9 protein-coding genes are annotated in these 10833 nt (G+C 53.2%); 6 read left to right on the forward strand and 3 right to left on the reverse strand.

Annotated features, from left to right (window positions below; all coding sequences use genetic code 11):
• Positions 1–237 precede the first annotated feature (237 nt).
• Complete coding sequence (locus tag HY879_26275) at positions 238–519, reverse strand: type II toxin-antitoxin system RelE/ParE family toxin (protein ID MBI5606852.1); 282 nt, start codon at positions 517–519, stop codon at positions 238–240.
• Between the two features lie 6 nt (positions 520–525).
• Positions 526–744: a hypothetical protein gene (locus tag HY879_26280; GenBank protein MBI5606853.1), complete on the reverse strand. Its 219-nt coding sequence runs from the start codon at positions 742–744 to the stop codon at positions 526–528.
• Positions 745–1001: 257 nt separating this feature from the next.
• Between HY879_26280 and HY879_26285 the strand changes: the two genes are divergently transcribed.
• Complete coding sequence (locus tag HY879_26285; GenBank protein MBI5606854.1) at positions 1002–3632, forward strand: dihydropteroate synthase; 2631 nt, start codon at positions 1002–1004, stop codon at positions 3630–3632.
• A gap of 16 nt (positions 3633–3648) precedes the next feature.
• Positions 3649–5544, forward strand: a complete 1896-nt coding sequence (locus HY879_26290; protein ID MBI5606855.1) for a DUF4445 domain-containing protein — start codon at positions 3649–3651, stop codon at positions 5542–5544.
• A 221-nt stretch (positions 5545–5765) separates the two neighbouring features.
• On the opposite strand, the gene HY879_26295 is transcribed toward HY879_26290, so the two are convergent.
• Entirely contained in the window at positions 5766–6752 is a 987-nt protein-coding gene (locus tag HY879_26295; GenBank protein MBI5606856.1) for a Tim44 domain-containing protein, read from the reverse strand.
• Between the two features lie 170 nt (positions 6753–6922).
• Between HY879_26295 and HY879_26300 the strand changes: the two genes are divergently transcribed.
• The 4 genes from HY879_26300 to HY879_26315 are packed head-to-tail and all read left to right on the forward strand — an operon-like array spanning position 6923 to position 10786.
• A complete protein-coding gene (locus tag HY879_26300) occupies positions 6923–8077 on the forward strand; it encodes a succinate--CoA ligase subunit beta (protein MBI5606857.1) in 1155 nt (384 codons plus the stop codon).
• The gene (gene sucD / locus HY879_26305; protein ID MBI5606858.1) at positions 8074–8955 is read left to right on the forward strand and encodes a succinate--CoA ligase subunit alpha; all 882 of its coding nucleotides are present in this window, start codon (positions 8074–8076) and stop codon (positions 8953–8955) included. The genes HY879_26300 and sucD overlap by 4 nt, the downstream gene beginning before the upstream one ends.
• Before the next feature lie 7 nt (positions 8956–8962).
• Positions 8963–9739, forward strand: a complete 777-nt coding sequence (locus HY879_26310) for an IclR family transcriptional regulator (GenBank protein MBI5606859.1) — start codon at positions 8963–8965, stop codon at positions 9737–9739.
• 51 nt (positions 9740–9790) lie between these two features.
• On the forward strand, positions 9791–10786 hold the full coding sequence (locus HY879_26315) for a TAXI family TRAP transporter solute-binding subunit (GenBank protein ID MBI5606860.1): 996 nt from the start codon (positions 9791–9793) through the stop codon (positions 10784–10786).
• The last annotated feature ends 47 nt before the right edge of the window (positions 10787–10833 follow it).

Raw genomic sequence — 10833 nt, forward strand, 5'->3', positions numbered from 1 at the left:
GAAAAAAAGTTCGGAGTTCGGAGTGGTGAGTTCGGAGAAGGAGAAAGAAGAAGATAGAGATAAGAAGGAGCATCTTTGGGGGATTTGAGGGAAGAGGCCAGGGGGAAAAGAAGTTCGGAGTTCGGAGAAAAGGAAAAGCAAAAATCGAGATGCCGGGAAAAAGACTCAAAGATCACGCAAGCATGCCGGGTGATGTGGGGAGGGGGGAGAAACTCTCCCCCTCCCCGATTACCCGAACTATCGGTTCTTCAAATGTTGTTTCAAGTCTCGATAATAATTTTCATGAGGCCCGGCCATAACAAGTTCTAAATCCCCATTAGCTTTCCGATAGGCAAGTAGAAACTGGATTGTCTTGAGTTTGAACTTGTGTACGAATACGCCTTTCAGGTCGCCTTTCTTTTCTTCCCCAATGCCCGGATTTTCCGCTATTCGTTTTATTTCCCGATCCAATGAGTCCTTTTCGGACTTCGACATCTTCTTTACTTTTTTTTCAAATGACCTTGACTGGTAGATTTTCATAACAGGTTACCCGAACTTGTATTCGGTTTTCTCGTTTTCGTCCAATTCGTCAAGCCCGATCAGGATTTCCTTAATAAGGGAATATGGCAAGTCCGGATTCTCTTCGGCACATTTACCCATCCGTGCCCAATGCTCAATCTGGCCGGCAAGCGACCGGTGGTCTATGCGGCTAAATCTTTTCGCGTCGTTCAAAAGTTCTTCAGATATTCTTACTGCTGTGGCCATGATCGTCCTCCAAACGGTTATGTTGCAACATGGTATCATTATAGGGCTAAAAGGAACATAATGCAACTATAGATTGCATATCGAAGAAAAGCTCGAAGGGGAAGGGAAAAGAAGTTCGGAGTTCGGAGTGGTGAGTTCGGAGAGGGAGGAAAGACAAATCCTCCTTCCTGATTATGATACGGCGTTGCTAAATATAACTTTTTCGGGTATCATTCGATCCAAAAAAAGGCAGAAGGGCTGAACAGGAGGCCGGACCGATGAATGAACGGGATCACATTCCCCTGGGTGTAGGCTTTTATCCGGACTGGTGGTACAAGCAGTACGGCATTTCTTTTGACCGGGACTATTATTTCGATCCCGAGACCCGGGTCGCGGCCAGGATGGAGATGGACCGCCGGCTCTATGAGCGGTTCGGGGAGGTGGGCCTGGGAGTCCCTGACCCGAAACCCAAACCCCTCATCACCTTCGGCATGGTTATGCTTCCGGCCCTCTTCGGCTGCGAGATTGTTTATGAAAAAGAGGCCCTGCCCTGGGCTGTCCCCTTAAACCTGTCCGAAGACCGGATTAAAAAATTAGAGGTCCCGGACCTCCTCCATACCTATCCCATGACCGAGGTGATCAAACAGATCGATTACCTTAAGAATAAGTACGGAAAAGTGGTCGGGGATATCAATACCACGGGGGTTCAGAACCTGGCCCTCAAAATCCGGGGGGAACAGCTCTATTTTGATTATTTTGAAAATCCCGCCCTCTGCCACCATCTGCTCAAGATCTGTACCGCCTCGATCATCCGACTTTTCCGGTTCATATACGACCTTACCGGCAGCGGGGCCATGGATGTAACCCCCATGTGCGACCCCGGGCTTTTCGTCCTGCCCAACTGTACGGTGGAGCAGATCTCCCTTCAGACCTATGAGACCTTCAATCTGCCTTATGACAATCAGGTGGCCGAGGCCTGCCACCCCCTGGGCATACACCACTGCGGTTCCGTGGACCAGGCCCTTCCGGGCTATGCCCAGGTTCACCATTTGAAGTTTTTGGAGATCGGCTTCGGGTCGGATGTGAAACGGACCCGTCAGGTCCTGGGGCCTGATGTGGCGATCAATGCCCGGATCAGTCCGGTCCTGATGAAAAACAGCCGCCCGGAAGAAGTGGCCGCCGAGGTGCGCCGATTGATCGATCAAGGCGCCCCGCTTGCCAATTATTCCATCGATACGGTGGGGCTGACCTATGGCACCCCGGATGAAAATGTCAAGGCGGCCTTAAAAACGGCTGCCGAATACGGCACCATCAGAAAACAGTCTTCTTCCCCGGTTTTTTCTTTTCCGCCTTCCGGTTCGGGGAAACCGGCAGGGGACCTGGAGACCCTCATTAAAAGTCCCTCCCAAACCGTGACCATCGGCCCGGCCCAGCCCCTGGTGATCATCGGAGAACGCATCAACCCCACGGGACGAATCAAACTGGCCAGGGCCTTAGAAGAAGGGGACTTGAAAAAAGTCCAAAAAGAGGCCGGGAAACAGGTCAAGGCCGGTGCCCGGATCCTGGATGTCAATGTCGGGATTTCAGGGATCGATGAGCCCCGCTTACTGTCAGAGGCCGTCCAGACCATTCAGGAGGTTACCGACGTTCCCCTGTGCCTCGATTCGGCCCTGCCCAGGGCCCTGGAGGCCGGTCTGGCCGTCTATCAGGGAAAGGCTTTGGTTAATTCGGTCAATGGAGAAAAAAGAAAGCTGGAACAGATCCTTCCTTTGGTCAAGGGTTATGGGGCGGCCGTTATCGGCCTGACCATGGACGATAAGGGGATTCCCCGGCAGGCTGAAACGCGCTTGGCGATCGCCCGGCGCATCCTGGAAGGGGCCGACGAAGCAGGGATTCCCCGGGAAGATGTGATTATTGATCCTCTGGCCATGGCCGTCAGTGCCGACCACCAGTCCGGTCTGGAAACCCTGCGGGCCATGCAATTGATCAGGGATGTCCTGGGAGTCAACCAGACTCTGGGGCTTTCCAATATCTCCTTCGGACTGCCGGAGCGGTCTTCCATTAATGCCCTCTTTCTGGCCATGGCCGTTTTAAACGGTCTGACCTGCGCCATTGCCGACCCGACCGATAAGGAGATAAAGAAGGTCCTGTTGCTCACCGAGCTCTTATTGGGGAAGGACGAGTTTTGTCAGCATTATTTGGCATTTTTCGGAAACAAGGACCGGAAAGAAAAAAAGGGCCATCATAAAAGGAAAGAACAGAGGACCACGGACATAGAAACTCTTGAGTCAGCGGTGATGGCCGGTCAAAAAAACAGGGCCGTCGAATTGACCCAAAAAGCCCTGGCCGAAGGGGCGGATCCCCAGGATTTAATCAATCGGTATCTCATCCCGGCTTTGAATAAGGTGGGGGATCAATTCGAGAAAAGGGAAATATTTGTCCCGGAAATGATGATTGCCGCCAAGACCATGCAGGCCTGTCTGGACTTGATCCGGCCTTTGCTTCGGACGGAAACGGCTGAAACCCTGGGTACGATTGTGCTGGGGACCGTCTTCGGCGACCTCCACGACATCGGGAAAAATTTGACCAAGCTTCTCCTGGAAAGCTCGGGATTCAAAGTCATCGATCTTGGCGTCAACGTTCCTTCGGAGAAATTTGTAGAAGCGGCCCGGGCGCACAAGGCCGAGGTGGTCGGTCTTTCCTCGCTTTTGACCACCGGAGACCCTTTTGTGGAGGAAACGGTGAAGGTCATCAGGCAGAGTGATCTATCCGATAAAGTCAAGGTGGTCTGCGGCGGGGCGGCCCTGACCCTGAAATTTGTCATGGAAACCTGCGGCGCCCAGGCCTATGCCAAAGACGCCGCCGACGGGGTAAGGAAGATCAAAACCCTCTTGGGGATCTCTATATAAGGTTTTAAAAAAAATAATGGACTCTATAACTTTTCTACCTTTCGGGAAAAAAACCCGGCCCGACGGCCGGCAAACCCTACTGCAAATGGCCCAGGATCTGGGGGTCCCGCTTCAAGCCCCCTGCGGGGGCAAGAAAAAATGCGGGAAATGCAGGGTCATCGTCGAGACGGCCGAAGGTTTATTGCCTTTGCCCAGTGAATGGGAACGGGAAACCCTGGGAGAAGGCATCGAACAGGGATTCCGGCTGGCTTGCGAAACCGTTTTATCGACCGGGGCCGTAATCCGCATCCCGGAAGAAAGCCGTATTCAACCAGCGGTCATATTGACCGCCGACACCGGGTCTTCGGTTCATCTGACCCTGAAACCGGCAGTCGCCCCCTTTTATGTGGAAGTCCCTGAACCTGCGCTGGATCTGGCCAGGGCCGATAGCCAACGACTTTCCAAGGCCCTTGAAGAAACCTATGGGTTCCAAATCCTGCCCCTCGATCTCCCTGTTTTGAAAAGGCTTCCCCAGGCCCTTCGTTCGGGAAAAGGGGAAACCGCCCTGATAAGGAACAAAAAAGAGGTTATTGCCCTGATCCCCGGAAGACAAGAGCATTGTTTTGGAATGGCCTTTGATATAGGCACCACCACGGTGGTCGGTTATCTTTTTGATCTAAAAACCGGCCGGAGGCTCTCGGTCCGATCGGACCTGAATCCGCAGAGCGCCTTTGGAGACGATGTAATCAGCCGGATTGCTTTTTGCCGGAAAGAGCCAGGTGGGCTGGACCGGCTCCGGAAAACCATTATTCAATGTTTAAATCGCCTGATTGCCGAGGCTTCGGCCGAGGCGGGTATTGATCCCCTTCAAATCGTGGAAGCGACGGCCGTTGGAAACTCGGCCATGCATCATCTTCTGATCGGACTGGATCCCCGTTATCTGGCCCTGGCACCCTACCCGCTGGTTCTTCAAGACCCGCAGGATATAAAGGCCCGGGACCTCGACCTGGAAATCAACCCCGCCGGGTACCTGCACCTGTTACCCTTGAAGGCCGGATTTGTTGGCAGCGATACGATTGCCGGCATCTTGGCCACCGGTCTTCATAAGCATAAGGATCCGGCCCTTTTTATGGATCTCGGCACCAATGGGGAAATCGTGGTCGGGAATAAAGCACACCTGATCTGTTGTTCCACGGCGGCCGGTCCGGCCTTTGAGGGCGGACATATACGATGGGGCATGAGGGCCGCCAGCGGGGCCATTGAACAGGTTAAAATAGAACCGGATTCCCTGGAAGTGTCCTGGAAAACCATCGGCCATCAACCGCCGGTCGGACTTTGCGGCTCCGGCATCATCTCGGCCATGGCCGAAATGATCCGAAGAGGGATTATCCTGGCCAAAGGAAATTTTAATCCGGAAATTCGATCTCCCCGTCTGCGAAAGGCTGAAACCGGTTGGGAATTCGTTCTGGTCTGGGGCTCTGAAACGGCCCGGGGTCAGGATATAGTCATCACCCGGAAAGATGTGGCGGAAATGCAATTGGCCAAATCGGCCCTTTATGCCGGGGCGGTATTATCGCAGGAGATTTTGGGTGGAAAGCCGATCAGGCGGATTCTCCTGGCCGGGGCCTTCGGTAACTATGCCGATCCTCTGGACGGCTGCACCCTCGGTCTCTTCCCGGATTACCAGGGCCTGGAGCTCAGGCGGGTGGGGAACACCGCCGGTTATGGAGCCTGCCTGGCCCTGTTGAATACCGGGAAAAGAAAAGAGGCTGACCGGATCAGCCGAAAGATGGAATACCTGGAACTGGCCGCCCATCCCCGTTTTAAAGAATTATTTGTCTCGGGCTTTTTTTTCCAATCCGCCCGGGATTATCTTGATAGTATAGGAAATTCCTTTTTGGACGCAGATCGAAGCAGATTGCCAAGATTTTGAATATAAAGAATGATGAAGTCGTAAAAAGCTATGAAACGCCGCATTGCGGCGCTGTATCAGAAAATAACTTGGCAATAAAAAAGCTAAGTTATTTGGAAGTCGGAACTTGTCTCTTTTCGTCATTCCCGCCTTCGCGGGAATGACAAGTTTTTACGTGACCATCAAGAATAGTTATCTGCGGGTATCGGCGAAAATCTGCGTCCTAATTTAAGGCTTCTTAACTAGTTCTCCTGTTGAATGGCGCTCAACTGCCAGGTGCCCCGGCTTCCCACGGGCCGCACGAAGGTCCAGAATTCCCTGAATTTGACCGGCTCGGTCTTGCTGCCGGAAACGATGGCCCCTGTATTTTTATCTTCCGTGTAATCCAACAGATTGGCATAGAAAAGGATGGTAATAAAATCTTTTCCCTCCTCCTGCCAGGCCTCGGTAATATCCACCGACCGGACGGCGATGTTTTCCAGACGGTTGACGCGACCGGCGGTCTTCATCCCATCCAAATCCTGCTGGAAAATCCCATTCATCTGACTGGTAAGAAAAGGACCGATCGGACTCAAATCCTGATTGCCCCAGGCGGCCTGGATCTTAAAAAACAGGTCCTGGACCCAGTCTTTGAAGGCCAGGGGATCGAAATTCTGATCCATGGACTGGATGTGGGAAATCCCGGCTTCTACCTCCTGGTCCGGGCTCTGTATTGGGGCGGCATAGGGGTCCGCTTGTTGATCTTGTTGATAGGGAGGAGGCGAGTAAGCGGCAGCCGCGTTTCGGCTAAACTCGTTTTTTTTTCTGTTCCGAATAAAACGGAAGATAAAAAAGATCAAAACCCCGATTAAAATAATCTCTAGAAAACCAAACCCCGAACCGCCTAACCCCCCACCGGAGCCCCAACCGGACCCCATGGCGCCATGCCCCAGGCCGCTAAACAACATACTGCCCAGGAAGCCGCCGGCGACACCTCCAGCCAGGCCCCTCAGAAAAGGACTTCCCGTGGACTGGGAAAAGGGCCGGTTCATAAAACCGGAAGATGGAGGGGTGCTCCTCTGAAACTGAGAGGTCCCGGGCGACTGGGTTCGGGGTGCCGAAAAGGAACGGCTGCCCCGGAATCCCCCGGAACGGCCCCCGCCGGCCCTGGCCCAGACCTCGCTGGAAATTATGGCCATCGTAAAGACCAGGATGAGTCCGATTCCGAAAATTTTACCAATTCTGCTCATTTTATTCATAGGTTACCTCGTTATCACTAATTTGATTTTATGGAAGAATAACCGATTTTGAAAAAAATAGCAACAACTTAACGATTCCTCATTTTTTGTTTGACAAATCAAATTCAATCTTATATGTTGTTTTTCGGAATTATATTTCTTAATGCGGAACAAGGAAAACGATGAAACTTTATGAACATGAAGCCAAGAAAATTTTCGAGGCCCAGGGGATAACGGTTCCCCGGGGAGCCCTGGCCGCCTCCCCTGAACAGGTGCAGAGCATCGCCGCCCATTTAAAAGGTCCGGTGATCCTTAAGCCGCAAACGCTTTCCAAACAAAGAGGAAAGGCGGGATTGATCGGCTTGGCCGACACGCCCCAGGATGCTGAAAATTTGAGCCGTTCCCTGTTCAACCGGAAGCATGAAAAGGAAACGATCGACACCCTTCTGGTGGAGGAAAAGGTCCGGCTTAAAGGAGAGTTATTCATCGGGCTGGCAGTGGATTACGCCAAAGGGCAGCCGGTCTTCCTGGCGAGCCCTGTGGGCGGGATCGACATAGAAACCCTGGCCCGGGAGAAACCGGATTTAATAAGAAACTGGCCCATAACCATTTCTCAGGGTCTTACCGAACAAGATGCCTGGACCCTGGCCGAATTCATAGGCAAGGAAGGACCGGAGAAAAGCGGGGACTGGACGACCAGGTTGCAGCGCCTCTTGCTCACATTTTATGAGATTTTCCGGAGCTATGATTGCGAACTGGCTGAAATCAACCCTCTCGGGATCCGGGATGATTTATCGTTGATCGCCCTGGATGGCGCCCTGGTCATCGACGACGAAGCCCAATTCAGGCACACTGAACTGGTGCGCCCCAGGGCCCAGACCGAGGAAAGTTTTAAACAGGAGCAGGCCTATAAAAACAAAGGCTGGACCTATATTCAAATGGAGGGAGACATTGGGATCCTGTCCAGCGGGGCCGGTATCACCATGTCCATTTTGGATCTTATCCATCTCAGAGGCGGGAAGGCGGCCAATTTTCTGGATACCGCCCAGATGAACCGCCAGGGAATCTATGATGCTTTTCAGATCTTTCACAACAGTCCCGGCCTCAAGTGCCTTCTGATAAACATCTTTGCGGGGTTGAATCGCTGTGACGAGCTGGCCGGGGGGATTAAAGATTATCTGACGGCCTATCAACCGCCCTTTCCGATTGTGGTCCGAATGGTCGGGAATCGGGAAAAGGAAGGAAGACAAATTCTGGAAGATATTGGAATCCAACCGATCGCCGGCCTGGAAGAGTCGGTCGATCGCGCCATCGCTATAGTGGGGGCAGCGTTATGAGTATACTGGCCTATCGAGATACCCAAGTCTTAATTCAAGGCATTACCGGCGGTCAGGCTAAGCACCACACCGGGAATATGCTGGAGTATGGAACGCGGATAGTGGCCGGAGTGCGGCCGGGTTCCGGTGGCGAGAAGGTACACGGTGTGCCGGTCTATGATTCCATAGAAGAGGCCGGCCGGAATCACAGGATCGACGCCTCGGTGCTGTTTATTCCGGCCAAGGCGGTTAAAGAGGCTGCCCTGGATGCCATGAATAACGGCATAAAACTCCTGGTGATCGTCACCGAACATGTCCCTTTGCACGATGCCATGGGAATGTTTGAGGAAGCCCGAAAGCGGGACGTTGTAATCATCGGGCCCAATACCCCGGGGATGATTTCTCCTCCGGAAAAGGCCAAGCTCGGATTTGTTCCCACCCTGTATTTTAAGCCCGGCCCCATTGGTGTGGCCTCAAGAAGCGGGACCCTGACTTATGAGCTGGTCTCCCGTCTGACGGCCGCCGGTCTGGGGCAAAGCACGGTCATCGGCGTTGGAGGGGACCGCATTGTCGGCTTGCGCTTCGGCGAGGCCCTCAAGCTTTTTGAAAAAGATCCCGAGACCAGAGCAGTCCTTCTGATCGGGGAAATCGGGGGATCCATGGAGGAAGAGGCGGCAGAGTTGATCGCCCGTGGAGAAGTTCAAAAACCTGTTTTTGTCTATATTGCCGGGTCCACCGCGCCTGAAGGGCAAAGGATCGGACACGCCGGGGCTATTATTGCCGGCTCCGGAGGTACGGTTCAAGGTAAAATAAAATCGTTGCAGACGGCCGGCGCCCGGGTGGGCACCACTATTGCCGAAGTGATCGAAATGATGAAACAGCGCCTGGGAAATCCATAAAGAATAGATGGAAGATAAAGACTATATCAAATCCCTGGAAAAGGCCCTGAATCTCATGGGTCTCCTGTCCCGGCACGGTTCAGCCCTCAATCTGGAGAATTTGGTGAAGATCTCCGGGCTCAAGAAAACCTCCTGTTTTCGGATCCTCCAGACCTTGACCCGGTCGGGTTTTGTGGCCAAAGACCCGGACACCGGCGGTTATTCCATAGGTCCGAGGATGATTACCATCGGTTTGGCCGCCTTGGAGAATAAAGGCGTCCGTGAATTGGCCCTGCCCGTTATGAAAGAGATCCGGGAGAAGACCGGGGCAACGGTCAACCTGGCCATCCTCAGTGGTTCCGAGGTTATTTTTGTAGAACGCCTGCAATCCACGCACATTATAGAAACCAATTTAAGAATCGGTTCCCGCCTCCCGGCCTATTGTTCTTCCATGGGAAAGGCCATCCTGGCCTATCTTCCGGAACCCGAACTGGAAGCCATACTGAAGCAGCTCCGTTTTGAAAAGAAGACGGAAAAGACCATCGCATCGATCAAGGCCCTTAAAGATGAGCTGGGAGGGATCCGCCTCAAAGGGTTCGCCTTGAACGACGAAGAGCTGGCCACGGGTCTTTTTGCTATTGCCGCACCGGTGCGCGATCATACCGGTGTAGCCGTAGCGGCCATCAATATCTCCTTTCCGCTTATGCGGCATTCCAAACAAGAGGCGATGAAAATCTTCCTTCCCCTGGTACTGGAGGCATCCCGGAAGATTTCGTCCATATTGGGTTTTAAAGGTGAACGTTAAAGCAATAGTTATTGTAACGCACAATTAAAATTTAAAAGGAGGAAAACAAAAATGATGACTCTTAGAAAAACCCTGATGTTTTGCCTTGTCCTGGCCCTTGGATTTTTAGGATGGGGGCATCCCCAGCCGGCTTCAGCCGCCTCCAAGAAACAATTGGCCATGGGATCGACCCAGTCCTCATCCAGCCACTATGCCTATTTCGTGGCCGTCGCCAAGGTCATCAATGCCAAGGTGCCGGAGGTGAACATCTCGGTGGTGGAGACGGGGGCTTCCGTCGATAACATCAACCGCATGAAGAAGGGGGACCTCGACATGGGGATGACCACCGTTCATGTGCAGTATCAGGCCTATCACGGCCTGGGAGTCTGGAAAGATAAGCCCATCAAGGATCAATATGTGCTTTGGGTTTATCAGGCGGCGCCTCAGAATTTTGTCGTTCGGGAAGACAGCGGGGTGAAAACGGTCCAGGATTTGGCCGGGAAACCTTTTAATCCCGGAATGCGGGGGTCGGCCACTGAAAAGACGGCTGAGAGCATCCTGTCGGCTCTGGGGGTGGTCCCGAACTACTACCGGGGTGGAACGGAGGATACGGTGGCCTCCATTAAGGACAAACGGACCGTGGGCTATGTCAAATCCGGGGCGGGGGTCGACACCCTTGACGCCTCGACACTGGACATCGCTACCTTCACCCCCATCCGTCTCCTCGGCTTCACCCCAAAGGATATCGCCACGGTCCAGGCGAAATTTCCTTTTTTGAGCACCGTCAGCCTTCCCAAGGGTCTTTATAAGGATTCCCCGGCCTATAAGACCTTCGCCATGCTGATCGGGGTCGCTGCCAAAAAGGATCTGCCCGAAGATCTGGTTTACAAGATGGTGAAGTCGGCCTGTGAAAATATTGCCGATCAGGTGGCGGCCTATCCTTCCATTAAAGGCGTCAACCTGGCGAAACTCACCCTGGAAACTTCTACGGTGCCCCTCCATCCCGGGGCTATCAAGTACTACAAGGAGCTGGGGTTGAAGATACCCGACAACCTGATCCCCAAATAGGGGGGATCGGGAATCAGGGATCAGGGGTCGGGGGAGTGGCCTTCAGC

Source organism: Deltaproteobacteria bacterium, assembly GCA_016219225.1.
Taxonomy (GTDB): domain Bacteria; phylum Desulfobacterota; class RBG-13-43-22; order RBG-13-43-22; family RBG-13-43-22; genus RBG-13-43-22.